Source organism: Rathayibacter sp. AY1C2, assembly GCF_002931195.1.
Taxonomy (GTDB): domain Bacteria; phylum Actinomycetota; class Actinomycetes; order Actinomycetales; family Microbacteriaceae; genus Rathayibacter.
The window spans coordinates 16865-36302 of the sequence record NZ_PSWG01000016.1; the positions used below are offsets into that span (position 1 = coordinate 16865).

Genomic DNA, 19438 nt, shown 5'->3' on the forward strand with positions numbered 1-19438 from the left:
GCCGCCGCCCGGGGTCAGGAGGCGATGACGACGCGGTGCCCGTCGGGGAAGACGGCCACCTTCCGCCAGGTGTCGCCGGAGCGCTCCCAGCCCTCGTTGACCTGTCCGGCCGGAGGGGTCGGGATGGTCTCGGGGGCGCGGGCGACCGTGGTGTAGCCGGCCGCGCGCTCCACCCGGCCGCGGCCGAGCTCGAACGAGGTCAGGCGTCCGTCGTCGACGATCAGCGAGCCCTCGTCCACTCCCGCGGCGCCGCGCTCGATGAACGGGTTCACGAGGCGCGTCTGCGAGGAGTCGCTGCCCAGCACGATCGCCTTCTGCTGCGGGAAGCGGCCGAGGCTGAGCCCGTAGAAGCCGCCGAGGACGGTGAGGTTGCGCACCTCGAAGTCCGCTCCGCCGTTCGTCAGGCCGACGCCGAGGCAGTTCGCGCCCGAGGTCGGGAAGAAGTTCGGGTTCACGATCATGTGGCTCGTGCCGGCCTCGATCAGCACCTCCCAGCCGTCGCGGGAGCCCTCCGAGCGGAAGTTGATCAGGGTCAGGCCGGAGTTAACCGAGCGCCGGTTCTCGTTGCGGATCGACCGGAGGCCGACGGTGCCGCCGATGGCCTGGCAGTCGAGCAGCGTCATGTTCGTCGGCGCGAGGAGGAAGCCGCCGAGGCCGGGGCTGATCGCCTCGACGTTGGTCATCGAGCCGCCGATGGAGGCCTTGCCCGAGTCCTCCACGCCCCAGCCCGCGGGGGCGACGATCTTGATCTTGTTCCAGGAGTTGGCGTACGAGTACTCGTCGTCGACGCCCGACACGAAGGTGGCGCGCTCGCGGAAGATGCCCGACTTGCCGGTCTTCTGGATCCACAGGTTGCGGAACTCGCAGTTGACCAGCGAGCGCAGCGACATCCCGTGGCCGCCGGAGGGTGTGCCCGTCATCTCGAAGTCGGCGAGGACGACGCCGGTGGCCTTGTTGTTGTTGGCGGGACCGGCCGCGTCGCCGGTCTGGCCGGAGACGGTGAAGATGTCGCGGGTCGAGCCCTCGATCTGGACGATCCTCGTCTGGCGCATGCCGGCGCCGACGATCTTCGGCCCGGCGTAGCCGTAGGGCGGCCCGTTCTCGGGCTGCACCGGGTAGCCGCGGTAGTCGACCGCGAGGCCCGTCACCCGGATCTCGCCGGCGGGCAGCGACACCTCGCCGCCCGGAGCGGTCATCGCCTTGTCGATGGCCGCCTGCACCGCGCGGGTGTTGTCTGCGCCGGCGCGGTCGTCCCAGCGGAACTCCTTGTCGAGCGGCGAGATCGGCCCCTCGGTGACGCTCAGGCGCTTCTTCTGCCCGGGAGCGTCGGCCGGGGGCGCGGCGGCGGCCGGAGTGGCGGCGCCGACGGCCCCTGCCGCGCCGGCGAGGGCGGCGGCGCCCCCGGCGAGGAAGAGGCGGCGCGAGTTGTCGGGCCTGCGCTGCGGATCGTGCTCGGGCTGCTGATCGGGCTTGTGCTGCCGATCGGGCCTCGGGGAGGCCGTGGTCTGGTTGTCTGGGTCTGCGGGATTCATCATCGTCGACGTTCCGCCCTCTCTCGCCCCGGATGGGCGTACGGCGATCCTTCGTCATCGGTAGCCTGAGGTCAAGAAGTAATACCTATTACCAAGATGAAGCGGGGGTGTCCGGGTGCCGCGGATCACGCAGAAGGACATCGCGCGTCTCGCGGGAGTCAGCCAGACGACGGTGTCGTTCGTGCTCAACGACAAGGGCGAGCAGCTCGCCCGGGTCCCGGAGGCGACGCGGGCGCGGATCCTCAAGGCGATCCAGGAGACGGGGTACGTCGCCGACCCCATCGCGCGCCGCCTCAAGCAGGTCGGCACCGGCATGATCGGCGTCTACACCTACGAGAGCCTGTTCCCGCTCGACCGCGAGGATTTCTTCCACCCGTTCCTCGCCGGCATCGAGGAGGAGGCGCAGAACCGCGACATCGACCTCCTCCTGCTGACCAGCGGTCGCGTCGGCGGCCGTCGCGGCGGCCTCAGCGGCGGCACCACCCGGCTGCGCCTGGCCGACTCCTGCATCCTCCTCGGGCAGCGCATGCCCCGCGAGGAGCTCGAGTTCCTCAACGCGAGCGGCTTCTCCTTCGTCAGCATCGGCCGCCGCGACGACGCCGGCGGGCCCGTGCCCTACGTGGCCGCCGACTACGCGTCGATCGTCCGCGAGCTGATCTCCTGCGCGCGCGCCCTCGGCCACACCCGCTTCGCCTACGCCGGCCACGGCGAGGGCGTCGAGTCGTACACCGACCGCATGGCCGGCGCGCGGGCCGAGCTCGGCGACGGCTTCCTCCACCTCGTCCCGGGGCCGGAGGCGTCGCCGCGGGAGTGGATCCGCCGGATCGCCGCCGAGGGCGTCACGGTCGTCCTCGCCGAGCAGGAGGAGCAGTTCGTCCTCCTGCAGGAGGCCGCCGGGGCCGAGGGGGTGGCGGTGCCGGGCGACCTGTCGCTGGTGTCGCTCTCCGGATCGGCCGACCGCACCGGCTGGCAGGCCGGCTTCGAGCTGCCCCGGCGCGACATGGGCCGCCGCGCCGTGCAGATCCTCATCGAGGGCGACCCCGCGCGACGGGAGCAGCAGCTCCTCCGCTGCACGCTCGTCGACGGCGCCTCCCTGGCCGCGGCTCCGGCCTGACCGGCCGGCCCTGACCGCTCGGCCCTGAACGGCCGGGCTCAGCCCGAGTGGTGGCGCCCGATGGGCAGCACCAGCGGCGTCCGCGAGACCGGGTCCTCGATCACGCGCGACTCCATCCCGAACACCGCGCGCACCGTCTCCGGCGTCACCACCTCGGCGGGCGTGCCCGAGGCGTACAGGGCGCCGTCGCGCACGGCGACGAGGTGGTCGGCGTAGCGGGCGGCGAGGTTGAGGTCGTGCAGCACGATCACGATGGTCGTCCCGCGCGAGCGGTTGAGGTCGGTGAGCAGGTCGAGCACCTCGACCTGGTGCGACACGTCGAGGTAGGTCGTCGGCTCGTCCAGGAGGAGCACGTCGGTCCGCTGGGCGAGGGCCATCGCGATCCACACCCGCTGGCGCTGCCCGCCCGAGAGCTCGTCCACGGGGCGGTCGGCGAGCTCGAGCGTGCCGGTGTCGCGCAGCGCCTCCTCGACGATCGCGTCGTCGTCCGATCCGGAGCCGCGGCCGAAGAGGCCCCGGTGCGGGTAGCGGCCCCGGGCGACCAGGTCCGAGACGGCGATCCCCTCCGGGGCGATCGGGGTCTGCGGCAGCAGCCCCACCTGCTGCGCGACCTGGCGCGTCGGGAGCCGGTGGATCGCGCGCCCGTCGAGCAGGACGCTCCCCGAGCGCGGGGTGATCAGCCGCGCCATGGCGCGCAGGAGGGTCGACTTGCCGCAGGCGTTCGCGCCGACGATCACCGTGATCCGGCCGGGCGGCACGGCGAGCGAGAGCCCGTCGACCACCACGCGCTCGTCGTAGGCGAGGGTGACCGCGTCGGCGGCGAGGGTGGGCGGGGCGTCGGTCACAGGGAGCCTCCGGAGCGGTTGCGGCGGGCGAGGAGCCAGAGCAGGAAGGGCGCGCCGAGGGCGCCGGTGACGACGCCGACCGGGAAGCGCGCGCCCGAGAACAGCGCGCCGACGACGTACTGGGCGAGCAGGTCGGCGGCGAGCACCACGACCGCGCCGACCAGGGCGGAGGGGATCAGCAGCGTGCGCGCGCTGGGCAGGATCCGCCGCGCGATCGGCCCCGAGACGAAGGCGACGAACGCGATCGGGCCGGTGGCGGCGGTCGCGACGGCCACGAGGCCGACTCCGACCGCGAGCAGGGCCAGCCGGCTGCGCCGCACGTCGAGCCCGAGCGCGGTCGCCGACTCGTCGCCGAGCTGCAGCACGCCGAGCCGGCCCGAGAGCAGCAGCGCCAGCGGCACCAGCACGAGCATCGTCAGCGCGAGCGGCGGGACGGAGGGCCAGGCGGCCGAGTTGAGGCTGCCGGTCAGCCAGCGCAGCGACTCCTGGACGTCCTCGAAGTCGGCGCGGGTCTGCACGTAGGCGATCACGCTCTGGAACATCGCCGCGACGCCGATGCCGATGAGGATCAGCCGCGCCCCGATCACTCCGCCGCCCTCGGCCAGCCCGGCGATGATCAGGGCGGTCGCGAGCCCGGCCGCGACCGCGATCACCGAGACCGCGCCGCCCGAGAGCCCGAAGAACGCGATCGCGACGACGGCCGCCGCGCTCGCCCCCGACGTGATGCCGATGATGTCGGGGCTGGCGAGGGCGTTGCGCAGCATCGTCTGGAAGATCACGCCGCCCATCCCGAAGCCCACGCCCACCAGGACGGCCGTGATGGTGCGCGGCAGCCGCAGCGTGCCCACGGTGAAGGAGGCGCCCGGCACGGTCTCGCCGAGGATCACGCGGACGACCTCCGGCACCGAGTAGACCGTGCTGCCGACCGTGAGCGAGACGACGACGAGCACCAGCACGAGCACCGCGAGGACCGCGCAGCCGATGACCGTGCGCCGACGGCGCAGCGTGCGGCCGGCCGCGATGCCGACCGCGGCGGGCGCCTCCGCGGTCCTCACAGCGCCCGCACCTTCGAGCGGCGCACGATCGCGATGAGCACCGGGGCGCCGATCAGCGCGGTCACGATGCCCACCTCGACGTCGCTCGGCCGGGCGACCACGCGGCCGACCACGTCGGCGACGAGCAGCAGCAGGGCGCCGAGCAGAGCGGAGGAGGGCAGCAGCCAGGCGTGCGCGGGGCCGGTGACGCGGCGGGCGAGGTGCGGGACGACCAGGCCGATGAATCCGATCGGTCCGGCGATCGCGGTCGCGGCGCCGCAGAGCAGCACGGCCGCGAGCCCCGCGACCAGGCGGATGCGCCCCACGCGCCGGCCGAGGCCGGTCGCCAGGTCGTCGCCGAGCGCCAGGGCGTCGAGCCCTCGCGCGCTGGAGAGGGCCAGCACCGCGCCGACCGCGAGGAACGGGAGGACCTGCAGGATGCTCGCGGTCTCGGCGCCGCCGACTCCGCCGACCTGCCAGAAGCGGAAGCGGTTCAGCGTGGTCTCCTGGGTGAGCAGGACCGCGCTGATGAGGGAGGTGAGCGCGGCGGCGGTGGCGGCTCCGGCGAGGGCGAGCTTCAGCGGAGTGGCGCCCTCGCGGCCGAGCGAGGCGACCGCGTAGACGAACGCCCCGGCGGCGGCGGCTCCGAGGAACGCGAGCCAGATGAACTGCGGCAGGCTCGTCGCGCCGACCCCGGCGATCCCGAGCACGACCGCGAGCGAGGCGCCGGAGTTGAGGCCGAGGATGCCCGGATCGGCGAGCGGGTTGCGGGTCAGGCCCTGCATCACGGCTCCGGCGAGCCCGAGCGCGGCGCCGACCAGGATCGCGAGGACCGTCCGCGGCACCCGCCCCTGCACCGCCGCGTCGACGATGGACGCCGGATCGGGCGAGGTCAGCGCCGGCCAGACCTCGCCGAGCGGGATCTCGCGGGAGCCGTACACGAGCGAGAGGACCGACGCGACGGCCAGTGCGACGAGGGCGACCGCCAGCGCGGTCGCCCTCGTCTTCCGGGTGGGTGCGGTGCGGGTCACGACACCTTGTCGGCGGCCGCGGCGAGGCCGGCGGTGTACTCGTCGAGCACCCACGGGATGCTGAGCAGGTTCGGCGACGAGGTGGCCATGGCGGCGGAGGAGCCGTCCTCCAGCACGTAGACGGAGCCGCGCTCGACGGCCGGGATCTTGGAGAGCAGCGGGTCGGCCTGCAGTGCGGCGAGGGTCGTGTCGTCGCCGTAGACGACGAGCACGTCGGCGTCGAGCTGGTCGGCGTTCTCGGAGCTGATCGTGCCGCTGAACGCCTCCGAGTCGCCGGAGAGCTCGGCGACGCTCGGGGCGACGTCGAGCCCCAGGTCCTCGACGAACTTCACGCGCGCGTCGTTCGGCGTGTAGTAGGTGAAGGTGCTCGCGTCGGTCGGGTCGTACCAGCCGTACATGAACGTGGTGCCCGCGAGCTGCGGGTAGGACGCGGTGGTCTGCGTGATGTCGCTCTCGATCTCGCCGACCTTCGCGACGGCCTCGTCCTCGAGGCCCAGCGCGGCGCCGTCGAGCTTCGCGGAGTCCTGCCAGGTCGTGCCCCAGGGCAGGCCCGGGTAGGCGACGGTGGGGGCGATCTGGCTGAGGGTGTCGTAGTCCTGCCGGGTGATGCCGGAGTAGGCCGAGAGGATCACGGTCGGGCTGAGGTCCGAGATCGCCTCGAAGGGCACGCCGTCGGTCTCGTCGAACAGGGTCGGGGTCTCGGCGCCGGAGGCGTCGAGCGCCTCCTTCGTCCACACCAGCAGGCCGTCGCCGTCCTCGTCGCCGTAGGAGGCGCGGGTGAAGCCGACCGGGGTCACACCCAGCGCGAGCGCCACGTCCTGGTTGGTCCAGCTCGTCGCGACGACGCGGTCGGCCGACTCGACGGTGGTGCTGCCGAAGGCGTGGTCGACGGTGACGGGGAAGCCCTCGCTGCTCTCGGCGGCGCTGCTCTCGGACGTGCCCTCGGAGCCGGCGTCGGCTCCTCCCGAGCAGGCGGTGAGCAGCAGCGCGGCGAGGCCGAGCGAGGCGACGGCGGTCAGGCGGAGGGGGGTGCGAGTGGCGGGCACGGCGATCCTTCGAAGGGGGTGGTGTGGGTTGCGAAGGTTAACCTAACCTAACCGCCTGGACGGGGCCAGTGGCCGGGGGGATCAGCGGCGGTGGGACGCGACCAGGCGGCGCAGGTGCTCGCGGGGAGCGTCGACGATCCGGACGGGGTCGTCGAGCACGAGCGTCGTGCGCTCGGATCCGTACTCGGGCCAGCCGGCGTCGCCCGTCGCCGCGAAGGCGGCCCAGCGCGACGAGACCTCGTCGCTGAGGCGCTGCGGGGCGGGCCCGATCGTGCCACGGGCGTCGTCGAGGCTGCGGAAGAGGAAGGGCAGCTCGAGGGAGTGGGTCGCGCCGCGGGAGTCGTCGGCGCGCCAGGCGAACAGGGCGGCGCGCGTCGATCCGGTCGCTGCGGCCCGGGCGTCGAGCAGCCGCAGACTCGGCTGCCGGTAGATCTCGTCGGCGAGGCACGCCTCCAGGGCCTCGGCGTCCGAGGGGGTGCGGCCCAGGTCGGCCGCCAGAGCCTCTCGATAGGCCCCCGCGTCCCCTCCCGGAAGCAGGTCGGCGACGTGCCGGTCGAGCTGTGCGCGCAGCTCGACGGAGTCGGGAGCCCGGAGGTCGACGGAGCCCGAGCCCTCGTTGACGTTCGTCGTCACGACGAGATCCACTCCGCTCGAGGCTCCCGCCGCGACGGCGGACACCGGGTCGCGGGTCAGCAGGCGGCCGTCGAGGCCCGCCCGGAACACGGCGACGGTGTTCGGACCCGCGGCCGAGCGGCGGGCGAGCAGGCGGTCCTGCGCCTCGATCAGGCGCGTCCAGGGCAGGTCCAGGAGCCGCTCCGGCGGCGCGCCGAGCAGGTCGAGCAGCTCCGCAGTCGCCTCCTCGCCGTACTCGCGGGACCCGACGCGCTCGGGGTTCGCGCTCTGCAGCACTGCTCGCGCGAAGAGGCCCTCGGCGCGGGGCGCTGCGAGCAGCATCGCGGCCGACGTCGCGCCGGCGGACTGGCCGGCCAGCGTGATCCGACCGGGGTCTCCTCCGAACGCCGCGATCTCGTCGCGGACCCACTCGAGCGCGGCGACGGTGTCGTGCAGGCCCGCGTTCGCGGAGTCGCGGTACTCGTGGCCGAGGAGGTGGTCCACGGTGAGGAATCCGAGCGCGCCGAGCCGGTGGCCGAGCGCCACGACGACGGTGCCGGTCCGGGCGGCGAGCCGTGCTCCGTCGCAGAAGGGCTCGGAGGGGGAGCCGGCGACGTGCAGCCCTCCGTGGATCCAGACGATCACCGGGCAGGCCTCGGCTGCCTCCGGCGTCCAGACGTTTACGGTCAGGCAGCCGGTCTCGCTTCCACCCGACGTCTGCGGAGCGCGCGGTCCGGGCTCCAGCGCCTCGCGCCGTCCGCTCCAGGCCTCGAGCGGCGGAGCCGGGAGGAAGCGCCGGGGGTCGCCCGCGTAGGGCACCCCGAGGAACGCGTGCGCCGCTCCGTCCGGCGTCTCGACGGTCCGCCCGAGCAGCCGACCGGCGGAGACGACGGCCTCAGCCATCGCGCCCTCCGGGCTGCAGGAGCACCGGCCCGTGCCCGGGCGAGAGGGTGCTCTGCAGCACGAGGGAGGACGCTCCGACGGCGGCCGCGTCGCGCGGGTTGCTCGAGAGCTCGACCTCGATCGGGTGGGCCCGGCGGGCGAAGCGGCGCTCGTCGAGGCGGGCGCGGATCGCGCGGGTGTGGATCGATCCGGCGATGGCGACTCCGGGGCCGGTGAGGACCAGCTCGTCGAGGTCGAACAGGTTGGCCAGGATCAGAGCGCCGTCGGCCAGGTGCCCGGCCGCGCGCTCGATCAGGGCGAGGGCCGCCGGATGGCCGTTGATCGCCGCCAGGCTGAGCACGTCGAAGTCGCGGGCGTGCTCCTCGGCGCGGAAGGCGAGGTCGAGGTCGGCGAACGCGGCGCGGTCGGAGCGCGCCTCCTCCACGACCACCGTCGGCGAGGCGTACCGCTCGAGGCAGCCGACGTTGCCGCAGAAGCACTCGCGCCCGCCCGGCACGATCGTGACGTGGCCGATCTCGACCGCGTTCGAGCTCGCCCCGCGCAGCAGTGCGCCGTCGAGGACGACGCCGGCCCCGATGCCGGTGCCGACGTAGATGCTCCCGAAGGTGCGGTGCCGCGAGACGCCGCGGCTCCAGAACTCGCCGATCGCGGCGGCGGCGGCGTCGTTGTCGAGCAGGATCGGCGCGCCCAGACCGGCGCCGAGCTCCTGGCGGAGCGGGTGGTCGCGCCAGTGGTGCAGCGTCGGCGGGCCGAGGACGCGGCCCGCGGCCTGGTCGATCGGGCCGGGAGCGACGACCGCCACGCCCGCGATCGAGCCGCGGTCGATCCCGGTCCCGCGGATGAAGTCGTCGTAGGCCCGGACCAGGCGCGCGGTGACCTCCTCCGGGGAGGCGAGCGCGGCGCCGTCGATCTGCTGGCGTGCGATCACGCCTCCGCCCGTGTCGGTCGCGACCAGGGTGATCGACTCGAAGCCGAGCTGCAGGCCGATGGCGATCCTCGCCCGCGCGTTGATCTCGAGCAGCTGCCGCGGCTTGCCCCCGGTCGAGGTCGAGCCGGTCTGGCGGACGATGCCGTCGGTGAGGAGCTTGCGCACGATCATCGAGATGGCGGGCTGGGTGAGGCCGGTCGCGGCGGTCAGCTCGACGCGGCTGATCGGCCCGGAGGAGCGGATCAGGTCCACGACGAGGGCGCGGCTCCCGGGGGCCGCGGGTGTCGATTCGCGCCGTGCCATGCCGTCACCTCCCGTTCCGCTCGTCAGCGTACGGGACGGCTCCGGCGCCGATCGGCCCCCTACTCTGGACGGGCGACGAAGGGCGGTGGCGATGACGCGGACGAGACCGATCGGCCTGGCCCTGGTGCGGGCGACCGAGATCATGGGCGCGGAGCCGTACTTCCACGAGTTCATCGCCGGTGTCGAGCGGGCGGTCCGCCCCTCGGGCTACTCGGTGCTCCTCAACGTCCTGCCCGACGCCGACGCCGAGCTCGCGACCTATCGGCGGTGGAGCGAGGACGGCGAGGTGAGCGGCGTGATCCTGGTCGACCTCGAGGACGGGGATCCGCGGCCGGAGTTCGTGCGCGGCCTCGGCCTCCCCGCCGTCGTGATCGGCCCGCCGAGCGCCGCCGTCGGCTTCCGCGCGGTGTGGACGGACGACGACAACGCGATGCGCGCGGCCGTCGACTTCCTCGCCGGTCAGGGCCACTCCCGGCTCGGCCGCGTCGCCGGACCCGCGGAGCTGTTGCACACGCGCATCCGCGAGGAGACGTTCGCGCAGGAGTGCGCGCGGCACGGAGTGTCCGGACCGACGGCCGGGGGCGACTACTCGCGGGCCTCCGGGGCCCGAGCTCTGGCGGCCCTGCTCGACGGCGACGAGCGGCCGACGGCGGTCGTCTTCGACAGCGACCTGATGGCGCTCGGCGGACTCGACGAGGCCCGCGATCGCGGTCTCGTCGTCCCGGGCGAGCTCTCGCTCCTCGCCTGGGACGACTCCGCGCAGTGCCAGCTCAGCGAGCCCCCGCTCTCGGCGGTCTCGCACGACGTGCAGGTCATCGGGATGCTCGCCGGCCGGGAGCTCCTGGCCGGAATCGCGGGTGGCGAGAGCCGCGCGATCAGCAGCCCCGCCGTCGTGATCGTCCCGCGCGGATCCACGGGCGCGCCGGCGGCCTGAGCATCTCCGACCGTCGGTCGACGGCCGTCGCCACGCCCCGCGTGCTCGCACTGCCGTCTCGATTCGTTACATAAATTATTTACTTTTGATATTGACCTCGACGGGGAGGACAGGGGAGTCTGTCCGAGGACCGGCCGACGAGGGTGGGGCGACGAGCCCCGCTCCCGAGAGCGGAACGACGCGAGCCGGTCCTCCACCCCGGTCGAAGGAGCCCTGGAACACACATGACCCGTGCCGCAGCACCGCCCGCCCCGAGGCGCTCCCGCCTCCGCTCGGCCCTCGCCGGCGGAGCGATCGCCGCCGTCGTCGCCTCGACCCTCGTCGCGACCGCGTCCTCCGCCCAGGCCGCCCAGGCCGCGCCGGCCGACTGGACCAGCGCCAACACCGCGTTCGTCCAGCGCGACGGCAGCGCCCTCACCCTCGACGGCGAGCGCTTCCGTGCCAGCGGGACGAACATCTACTGGCTCGGCCTCGACGAGAACGTCGGCGGGATCGACTACCCGACCTACTTCCGCATCAAGGACGCCCTCGACACGGCGGCCGGGCTCGGTGTCACCGTCGTGCGCTCGCACATGATGACGTCGACCAGCCAGGACGACGCCGACCCGCTCGCGCTGATGCCGCGGCTCGGCGAGTACAACGAGGAGGCGTTCCGCACCATCGACTTCGCGGTCGCCTACGCGGGCACTCTCGGCATCCGCCTGGTCCTGCCGCTCACCGACCAGTGGGAGTACTACCACGGCGGTCACCGCGACTTCACGACTCCGCTCGGCCTCGAGTCGGACGACTTCTACACCGACCCGGCCGCGATCGCGGCATACCAGGACTACGTCGACCACGTGCTCGACCACACGAACACGATCACCGGGACGCGCTTCGTCGACGACCCGACGATCATGGCGTGGGAGCTGGGCAACGAGCTCGAGGGCATGACCCGCGAGTGGATCGACGCCCAGGTCGCGCACCTGAAGGAGAAGGCCCCGGAGCAGCTCGTCGCCGCCGGCCGCCGCTTCGACATCGATCCCGACACCCTCGCGTCGCCGGACCTCGACATCGTCGACGTCCACTACTACCCGCCGACCGCCGAGCGGGTCTCGGCCGACGCGCGGACCGTCGCGGACGCGGGCAAGGTCTACATCGCGGGGGAGTACGCCTCGACGGCCGCCTCCGCCACGCTGCTCGACGCGGCCGCGGCCGACCGGAACGTCTCGGGCATGTTCTTCTGGTCGCTGTTCGGGAACAACGACCGCGGGGGCTTCGTCCCGCACGACGACGGCTTCACCCTCCACTACCCGGGCGATTCGGCGCGGGAGCGGGAGAGCGTGGACGCGGTCGAGCGCTACAGCGCGGCCGTCGGCAGCACGCCCGGCCGGCACGAGCTCGGCGCCCCGCTCGTCACGGCCCTCGACCAGGTGTACGGCATCACCACCGTCTCGTGGCGCGGGACCGCGGGAGCGCAGGGCTATCTCGTGCAGCGCTCGGTCGACGGCGGTGCCTGGAGCGACGTGACCGACGGCGCCGTCTCCGCCTCCGCCTCCCCGGTCACCGACTACGACTCGCCCGACGGAGCGCGCTACCGCGTGGTCGCGGTCGGCGAGGGCGATCGCCCCGGCCCCGCCTCCGACCCCGTGGCCGCGCCCGAGGCCGGCACGGTGCTCGTCGACCCGCTGCAGACCTGGACCCTCAGCTCGGCACACGAGAACGCGCGGCTCGAGCCGACGCCGGCCGGCGGAGTCGTCACCGCGACGGGCGCTGCGAGCATCACCTGGCAGCGTGACGGCGTGACCGCCGCCGAGTTCCTCCTCTCGGACCCCTCGGCCGCGACCGTCTCGACGAGCACCGACGGGACGACCTGGACTCCGGCCGCGACCACGGTCGACGGCGGCGCCCTCCGAGCGGACGGCCTCGACGGCGACGCCGTCCGCCTCTCCTGGAGCGGCAGCGCCACCCTCGAGCGCGCCACCATCACGAGCGCGGCGGAGGCGGTGGCCCTCGCCGACCCGCTCGACGACTTCTCGAAGGTGTCGGCCCGCACGGGCAGCCTCGCGATCGACTCCGGCTCGCCCGCGCAGTTCGGCGGAGACGTCTCCCGCGTGAAGCGCGAGAGCACCGATCCGGCGAGCCTCACCTGGAGCTTCGACGACATCAGCGGCGCCGACGTGACGGCCTGGTACTGGCCCGACCAGCCGGTCGCCCCGCTCACCGTGGAGGGCTCGGCCGACGGTGCGACGTGGGCGCCGATCGCGGTCGACACCCGCGGCGGCACCGGGAACTGGAAGCAGTACACGCTGTCGGTGCGCGGCCTCTCCGGCGTGAACCAGCTGCGCGTCTCGTGGCCGCAGGGCCCGGGCGAGGCGTGGACGCCGCAGATCGGCTCCGTGAACCTCTTCTCGCCGAACGCCGCTCCGCTCGGCGCCCCGGCCGCCCCCGCGCTCGTCGCGCCGGCCGCCGGCGCCGACGGGATCACCGCGACCCCCGCGTTCTCGTGGGAGCCCGCCGCCGACGCCGCGTTCTACCGCTTCACCCTCTCGGCATCGGAGGACCTCTCCGACCCGATCGTGGAGACGACCGGGCTCACCGCGACCACCGTCCGCCCGGACGTCGACCTCGCCCCCGAGACGCGCTACTCCTGGCGGGTGACCGCCGTGAACGGCGTCGGCTCCACCGTCTCCGAGGTCCGCTCGTTCGAGACCTCGGCCGTGCCGACGGAGCCCGTCGTGGTCGACGACTTCGAGGGCTACGCCGACGACGCGGCGGTCCGCGAGGCCTACGTCCGGAACAGCGGGGGCGGCACCATCGCGCCGACGCTGGTGCCCTCCGGCGCCGGCAGCGCCGCGCGCTTCGACTACGACACGGGCACGGCCGGCTACGCGGGCGTCGTGAAGACGTTCGATGCTCCGCAGAACTGGTGGGGCTACTCCGGGCTGACCCTCGACGTGGACGCCGCGGCCCCGTTCTCGGTGCAGTTCGTCGCGAACGGCGCCTACTGGGAGGCCTCCGTCACCCCGGCGACGGAGGGGCCGACCGTCGTCCCCTTCTCAGCCTTCGCTCCGCCGTCGTGGGCCCCGGAGGCCGATCTCGACCTGACCTCGGTGACCCAGTACGCCCTCTACGTGAACGGATCGGGGACCGGAGTCCTCACCGTCGGCGACGTGGCGACGGTGGTCGCCGCCGGGCCCGCCCCGACGCCGACGCCGACCACCCCGCCGACGACGACGCCCACCGCGCCGCCGACGACTCCCACCGCGCCGCCGACGGCCGGACCCTCGCCCCACCCCCACGTGCCGTCGTGGCTGGAGTCGCTGGTGCGCCAGTACCTCCCGACGATCCGGCACTGGTGGCAGGCCCGTCACTGACCTCCGTTCCGCACCCACTGCACTCACCGTCGCACCGCGACGCCCTACCGAGGAGAACACCCGTGCAACGACCCACCAGAAACCGCAGGACCACGCTGATCGGCATCGTCGCCGTCGCCGTCACGTCCTCCCTCGCGCTCGCCGGCTGCTCCGGCGGATCGGCGGGGAACGACTCCGGCGAGCCGGCCGGCGAGATCACTGTGCTGACCAACCGCACCGACCTGGTCGACACGACCTTCGCCGACTACGCGACGACGTTCGAGGGGAAGTACCCCGGGACGACAGTGAAGTTCGAGGCCCTGACCGACTACGAGGGCGACACCAAGATCCGCCTGAACTCGAAGGACTACGGCGACGTGCTGCTCATCCCGAGCTCCAACGTCACCAAGGACGACTACTCCGACTACTTCGAGCCGCTGGGCTCGACGGAGGAGCTGTCGAAGACCTACCGCTTCACCAACGAGGGCTCGTTCGACGGCACCGCCTACGGAGTCTCGACCTTCGGCTCGGCCATGGGCTACGTGTTCAACCGCGACGTCTGGACCGCGGCGGGCATCACCGACCCGCCCGCCACGGAGGAGGAGTACCTCGCCGACCTCGAGAAGATCAAGGCCGACGGCGTCGTCCCCTATTACACGAACTACAAGGACGGGTGGCCCCTCGCGACGATCGAGGGCAACCTCGGCACGGTGCAGGGGGCGGACGTCCGCACCGAGATGATCGCGGACGACGCGCCCTGGACCGAGGGCAACGACCAGTACAACATCGACGGCCTGCTCTACGACACGGTCGCGCAGGGCCTCAGCGAGGCGGACCCGACCACCACGAACTGGGAGGAGTCGAAGGACCTCCTCGCGAGCGGGGAGATCGGCTCGATGGTGCTCGGCTCCTGGGCCGTCTCGCAGATGCAGGACGCGGCAGAGAAGGCCGGGAAGTCCCGCGACGTCATCGGCTTCTGGCCGATGCCGTGGGCGCAGGACGGGACCTTCACCTCGGTGACCGCCTCGGACAAGTTCCTCGCGATCAACAAGAACTCGGACAACAAGGCCACCGCCCGCGCGTGGATCGACTGGTTCACGAACGAGTCCGGCTACGCCGAGAGCCAGGGCGCGATCAGCCCCGTGATCAGCGACCCCGCTCCCGACACCCTCGCGGACTTCGACGCGCTCGGCGTGCAGTACCTCGAACTCGCCCCGGACCCGGTCGGCAAGGAGGCGGTCATCAACGACATCGCCAACGAGGCCGAGATCGACCTGTTCGGCAACGCCTACCGCCAGGAGCTGATCGACGCCGCGCGCGGTGCGGGCGCCGGCGACAAGGAGTCGCTGTTCGCCGACCTCAACTCGCGCTGGGCCGCGGCCCGCGCCGACGTCGCCGAGTAGTCCCCGCGGGCGGCCGCCTCCCGCGGCCGCCCGCCCCTCCCTCCGGAGCCCCACCGCTCCTGCACCCCCGAACGACGGAAGGATCGACCATGGCGATCACCGACGCTCCGCCCATCGAGGTCGGAGCGAGCAAGCGGATCCGGCCCCGCCGCCGGCAGCGCCTCACCGGCAGGCGCATCACCCCCTGGCTCTTCCTGGCGGTCCCGCTGGCGTTCCTGGTCGTGCTGACGTACATCCCGGTCGCGAACATGTTCTGGTACAGCGTCACCGACTGGGACGGCCTGGACCCCGACAAGACCTTCGTCGGCCTCGAGAACTACGTCGAGATCTTCACCCGGCCCGAGATCTTCCGCGTCTTCTTCGTCAGCCTGTTCTACCTCGCCGGCGCGATCGCGCAGCTCGGCCTCGCCCTCTTCTTCGCGACGCTGCTGAGCTTCCGCACCCGGTTCCGCAACTTCTTCAAGGGCGTCATCTTCTTCCCCTACCTGATCAACGGCGTCGCCATCGGGCTGATGTTCCTCTACTTCTTCCGTCCGGACGGCACGCTCGACGCGGTGCTCGGCGTCTTCGGCGTGCAGGACACCCCGCAGTGGCTCGGCGACCCCTCCGTCGTCAACGTGTCCCTCGCGGCCACCTCGGTCTGGCGCTACATGGGGCTGAATTTCGTGCTGTTCCTCGGTGCGATCCAGTCGGTCCCGGAGGAGCAGTACGAGGCGGCGGATCTCGACGGCGCGAGCGCGTTCGACAAGTTCCGCTACATCATCGTGCCGAGCATCCGGCGCATCCTCGGGCTGTCCTTCATCCTCGCGATCGCCGGGGCGCTCTCGGCCTTCGAGATGCCCTACATCATGACCGGCGGCGCGAACGGGTCCGAGACCTTCGTGATCCAGACCGTCGACACCGCCTTCCGCTACTCCAAGGTCGGCCTCGCGTCGGCGATGGCCGTGGTGCTGCTGGCGATCGTGCTGATCATCACGGCCGTGCAGCGGCGCGTGTTCCCCGACGAGAAGGCGAGCCAGGAATGACCAGCACCCAGCAGCGCCCCCCGGCGGTCACCGGTCTCCCGGTGACGCGGCAGGCGGCCGTGAAGGAGCGGCGCACCCGCCGGTCGGCGGGATCCGTCCTCGGCTCGATGGGGAAGTACGGCTCGCTGATCGTGGCCTGCCTCTTCGCTCTCGTGCCGATCGTCACGATCGTGATGCTCGCGTTCAAGACCTCGGCGGAGTACCGGGGCACCGGACCGCTCACGCCGCCCTCGAACTGGTTCAACCTCGAGAACTTCGCCATCGCCTTCACGCAGGGCGGGATGGTCACCGGGTTCCTCAACACCGGGATCATCCTCGTCGTCTCGATCGTGGGCACCGTGCTGATCGGCACGATGGCCGCCTACGCGATCGACCGGTTCCGCTTCCGCGGGCGGAGCCTGGTGACCGGGCTCTTCCTGCTCGCGACGCTGGTCCCCTCCGTCACCACGCAGGTGGCGACGTTCCAGGTGATCAACGCCCTCGACCTCTTCAACACCCGATGGTCGGCGATCCTGCTGTTCACGGGCACCGACATCGTCGCGATCTACATCTTCCTGCAGTTCATGCAGTCGATCCCGGTCTCGCTGGACGAGGCCGCGATGCTCGACGGAGCGAGCCGCTTCACCGTGTACTGGCGGATCGTGCTCCCACTGCTGAAGCCCGCGATCGCGACCGTCGTGATCATCAAGGGCATCGCGGTCTACAACGAGTTCTACATCCCCTTCCTCTACATGCCCTCGCGCGACCTCGGCGTGATCTCGACCTCCCTCTTCCGCTTCATGGGCCCGTTCGGGGCCCAGTGGGAGGTCATCGCGGCGGGCACGATCCTGGTGATCGTGCCGACCCTCGTCGCCTTCCTCTTCCTCCAGCGCTTCATCTACAACGGACTGACCTCAGGAGCCACGAAGTGACCCACACCATCGACACCGACAGCCGGGCGACCACCGCGGCCACCCGCCGCCTGCACGAGGGCTGGAGCGTCCGCGCGACCCGCGGGCCCGTCCCCGCCGAGCTCGTCGCCGCCGTCGTCCCCGCGGTCGTGCCCGGCCTGGTGCACACCGACCTGCTCGCCGCGGGTCTGATCCCCGACCCCTATCTCGACCAGAACGAGAAGAAGGTCACCTGGATCGGCGAGACGGACTGGGAGTACTCCTCCTCGTTCGACTGGGCCCCCGACGGCCGCGACGTGCACGAGCTCGTCTTCGAGGGCCTGGACACGGTGGCCGTCGTCACGCTGAACGGGCGCGAGATCGCCCGCACCCGCAACCAGCACCGCACCTACCGGATCCGCGTCGACGAGGCTCTGCAGGAGGGGGCGAACGAGCTGGTCGTCGCCTTCGCATCGCCCGTCGCCGAGGCCGACCGAGCGAGCCTCGAGATCGGCTACCGGCCCCACACCTACTCCCACCCCTTCAACGCCCTGCGGAAGGCCGCCTGCAACTTCGGCTGGGACTGGGGGCTGGACGCCGCCTCCGCCGGCATCTGGAAGCCGGTGACCCTCCATGCCTGGAGCGGTGCGCGCCTCGCCTCGGTGCGCCCCGTGGTCACGGTCGACGGGACGACCGGCCGCGTCGAGCTGCACGTGGGGCTCGACCGGGCCTCGGACGCCGAGGTGGAGGTGCGCGCCTCCGTCGCCGGCGCGGAGGCCGTGGCGAGCGTCCCCGGTGGCGAGCGCACCGCGGTCCTCCACCTCGAGGCGGCCGAGGTGGCCCTGTGGTGGCCGCGGGGCTTCGGCGGGCAGCCGCTCCACGACCTCGAGGTCGCGCTCCTGCAGGGCGGAGCCGTCATCGACGAGCGCTCCCAGCGGATCGGCTTCCGGACCCTGGAGGTGCAGCTCGACCGCGACGACGAGGGCACCTCGTTCCGCTTCGTCGTCAACGGCGAGCCCGTCTGGATCCGCGGAGCCAACTGGATCCCGGACGACGCCTTCATCACCCGGGTCGACCGCGAGCGCCTCGCCCGCAGGATGGACCAGGCCGAGTCCGCGAACCTCAACCTCCTCCGCATCTGGGGCGGCGGCTACTTCGAGTCCGACGACTTCTACGACCTCTGCGACGAGCGCGGCATCCTCGTCTGGCAGGACTTCCTCTTCGCCTGCGCGGCCTACGCGGAGGAGGAGCCGCTCCGCAGCGAGGTCGAGGCGGAGGTCCGCGACAACGTCACGCGGATCATGCCGCACCCGAGCCTCGCGCTCTGGAACGGCAACAACGAGAACATCTGGGGCTTCGAGGAGTGGGGCTGGGAGAAGCGCCTCCAGGGCCGCACCTGGGGCCTGGGCTACTACCTCGATCTGCTCCCGCGCCTGGTCGCCGAGCTCGACCCGGCGCGCTCGTACACGCCCGGGAGCCCCTGGTCGGGCGACCCGCAGATCTTCGCGAACGACCTCGACCACGGCTCCGTGCACCTCTGGGAGCTGTGGAACCGCGTCGACTACCCCGCCTACCGGGACGCCCACGCGCGATTCGTCGCCGAGTTCGGCTGGCAGGGGCCGGCGTCGTGGTCGACCATCCAGCGCTCGATCTCGGACTCGCCGCTGACTCCCGAGTCGCCCGGGATGATCCACCACCAGAAGGCGACCGACGGCAACGACAAGCTGACCGACGGTCTCGTCGCTCACCTCCCGCTGCCCGACGACACGGAGGACTGGCACTGGGCGATGTCGCTCAACCAGGCGCTCGCGGTGACGCTCGCGATCGAGCACCAGCGCTCCGAGAGCCCGCGCTGCATGGGCTCGATCGTCTGGCAGCTCAACGACTGCTGGCCGGTCACCTCGTGGGCCGCGGTGGACGGCGACGGCACCGCCAAGCCGCTCCTCTACGCGCTCAAGCACGTCTTCGAGGACCGTCTGCTCACCGTGCAGCCGCGCGGGGAGGGGCTCGCCGTGGTCGCCGTGGGCGACTCCCCCGAGGAGTGGGCCGGCGAGTGCGTCGTGCGCCGCCTGGCGTTCGACGGGACGGTGCTGGCGGAGGAGCGGCAGGAGCTCGCGGTCGGGGCGCGCTCGGTGCGCACCCTGCCGATCGGGTCCGGCGTGGCGACGCCCGAGGACGCCGCCGCCGAGCTGCTCGTCGTCGACTTCGCCGGGACGCGCGCGTTCTGGTTCTTCGCCGAGTACCGCGACTCCGCCCTGGAGGCCGCGCGCCTGCGCACGAGCGCCGCCCCCGTCGAGGGCGGAGTGCAGGTGACCGTCACCGCCGAGAACCTCGTGCGCGACGTCACCCTCCTGGTCGACAAGGTGGACCCGTCCGCCGTCGTCGACGACCAGCTGGTCACGCTGCTGCCGGGCGAGAGCGTCGTCTTCACGGTGCGCGGCTCCGGTCTCGACACCGAGGCGCTGGTGTCGCCGAGCGTGCTGCGCACGGCCAACCAGCTCGTCGCCGACTGGGCCTGATCCGC

Annotated in this window: 14 protein-coding genes; 7 read left to right on the forward strand and 7 right to left on the reverse strand. The window is 72.6% G+C overall.

The window, feature by feature from the left end; all coding sequences use genetic code 11:
• Window positions 1-14 precede the first annotated feature (14 nt).
• A complete protein-coding gene (locus C5C55_RS11680; RefSeq protein ID WP_104234018.1) occupies window positions 15-1535 on the reverse strand; it encodes a hypothetical protein in 1521 nt (506 codons plus the stop codon).
• Window positions 1536-1647: 112 nt separating this feature from the next.
• Here C5C55_RS11680 and C5C55_RS11685 point away from each other — a divergent pair, with 112 nt between their 5' ends.
• Window positions 1648-2646: a LacI family DNA-binding transcriptional regulator gene (locus C5C55_RS11685; RefSeq protein WP_104234019.1), complete on the forward strand. Its 999-nt coding sequence runs from the start codon at window positions 1648-1650 to the stop codon at window positions 2644-2646.
• A 38-nt stretch (window positions 2647-2684) separates the two neighbouring features.
• On the opposite strand, the gene C5C55_RS11690 is transcribed toward C5C55_RS11685, so the two are convergent.
• The 6 genes from C5C55_RS11690 to C5C55_RS11715 all read right to left on the reverse strand — a co-directional run bounded on the left by C5C55_RS11690 (window position 2685) and on the right by C5C55_RS11715 (window position 9348).
• Window positions 2685-3491 (reverse strand): ABC transporter ATP-binding protein, encoded by an 807-nt coding sequence (locus tag C5C55_RS11690; RefSeq protein WP_104224308.1) that lies wholly within the window; start codon window positions 3489-3491, stop codon window positions 2685-2687.
• Entirely contained in the window at window positions 3488-4546 is a 1059-nt protein-coding gene (locus C5C55_RS11695) for an iron chelate uptake ABC transporter family permease subunit (protein WP_104234020.1), read from the reverse strand. The genes C5C55_RS11690 and C5C55_RS11695 overlap by 4 nt, the downstream gene beginning before the upstream one ends.
• Entirely contained in the window at window positions 4543-5556 is a 1014-nt protein-coding gene (locus C5C55_RS11700) for an iron ABC transporter permease (RefSeq protein ID WP_104224306.1), read from the reverse strand. The genes C5C55_RS11695 and C5C55_RS11700 overlap by 4 nt, the downstream gene beginning before the upstream one ends.
• A complete protein-coding gene (locus C5C55_RS11705) occupies window positions 5553-6602 on the reverse strand; it encodes an iron-siderophore ABC transporter substrate-binding protein (protein WP_181027213.1) in 1050 nt (349 codons plus the stop codon). Before C5C55_RS11705 ends, C5C55_RS11700 begins: the two co-directional genes overlap by 4 nt.
• Before the next feature lie 81 nt (window positions 6603-6683).
• Window positions 6684-8117 carry a carboxylesterase/lipase family protein gene (locus C5C55_RS11710; protein WP_104234021.1) on the reverse strand — a complete coding sequence of 478 codons (1434 nt, stop codon included), beginning with the start codon at window positions 8115-8117 and terminating at the stop codon, window positions 6684-6686.
• Window positions 8110-9348, reverse strand: a complete 1239-nt coding sequence (locus C5C55_RS11715) for an ROK family transcriptional regulator (protein WP_104234022.1) — start codon at window positions 9346-9348, stop codon at window positions 8110-8112. Before C5C55_RS11715 ends, C5C55_RS11710 begins: the two co-directional genes overlap by 8 nt.
• A 91-nt stretch (window positions 9349-9439) precedes the next feature.
• On the opposite strand from C5C55_RS11715, the gene C5C55_RS11720 reads away from it, so the two are divergent.
• From C5C55_RS11720 to C5C55_RS11745, 6 genes are all read left to right on the forward strand, one after another.
• On the forward strand, window positions 9440-10282 hold the full coding sequence (locus C5C55_RS11720) for a LacI family DNA-binding transcriptional regulator (protein ID WP_208543346.1): 843 nt from the start codon (window positions 9440-9442) through the stop codon (window positions 10280-10282).
• A gap of 224 nt (window positions 10283-10506) precedes the next feature.
• Window positions 10507-13638 (forward strand): cellulase family glycosylhydrolase, encoded by a 3132-nt coding sequence (locus C5C55_RS11725; RefSeq protein WP_104234023.1) that lies wholly within the window; start codon window positions 10507-10509, stop codon window positions 13636-13638.
• Between the two features lie 62 nt (window positions 13639-13700).
• Window positions 13701-15020, forward strand: coding sequence for an ABC transporter substrate-binding protein (locus C5C55_RS11730; RefSeq protein ID WP_104234024.1), 1320 nt, complete (start codon window positions 13701-13703; stop codon window positions 15018-15020).
• A gap of 89 nt (window positions 15021-15109) precedes the next feature.
• Window positions 15110-16045, forward strand: a complete 936-nt coding sequence (locus tag C5C55_RS11735) for a carbohydrate ABC transporter permease (protein WP_104234025.1) — start codon at window positions 15110-15112, stop codon at window positions 16043-16045.
• Complete coding sequence (locus tag C5C55_RS11740) at window positions 16042-16956, forward strand: carbohydrate ABC transporter permease (RefSeq protein ID WP_104234026.1); 915 nt, start codon at window positions 16042-16044, stop codon at window positions 16954-16956. The genes C5C55_RS11735 and C5C55_RS11740 overlap by 4 nt, the downstream gene beginning before the upstream one ends.
• Window positions 16953-19433: a glycoside hydrolase family 2 protein gene (locus C5C55_RS11745; RefSeq protein WP_244229557.1), complete on the forward strand. Its 2481-nt coding sequence runs from the start codon at window positions 16953-16955 to the stop codon at window positions 19431-19433. Before C5C55_RS11740 ends, C5C55_RS11745 begins: the two co-directional genes overlap by 4 nt.
• Window positions 19434-19438 lie beyond the last annotated feature (5 nt).

Bases quoted from the DNA above. Each gene is read 5' to 3' on its own strand.
- C5C55_RS11680 (WP_104234018.1), bottom strand. From the start codon at position 1,535: ATGATGAATCCCGCAGACCCAGACAACCAGACCACGGCCTCCCCGAGG.
- C5C55_RS11710 (WP_104234021.1), bottom strand. From the start codon at position 8,117: ATGGCTGAGGCCGTCGTCTCCGCCGGTCGGCTGCTCGGGCGGACCGTC.
- C5C55_RS11715 (WP_104234022.1), bottom strand. From the start codon at position 9,348: ATGGCACGGCGCGAATCGACACCCGCGGCCCCCGGGAGCCGCGCCCTC.
- C5C55_RS11720 (WP_208543346.1), top strand. From the start codon at position 9,440: ATGACGCGGACGAGACCGATCGGCCTGGCCCTGGTGCGGGCGACCGAG.
- C5C55_RS11725 (WP_104234023.1), top strand. From the start codon at position 10,507: ATGACCCGTGCCGCAGCACCGCCCGCCCCGAGGCGCTCCCGCCTCCGC.
- C5C55_RS11735 (WP_104234025.1), top strand. From the start codon at position 15,110: ATGGCGATCACCGACGCTCCGCCCATCGAGGTCGGAGCGAGCAAGCGG.
- C5C55_RS11740 (WP_104234026.1), top strand. From the start codon at position 16,042: ATGACCAGCACCCAGCAGCGCCCCCCGGCGGTCACCGGTCTCCCGGTG.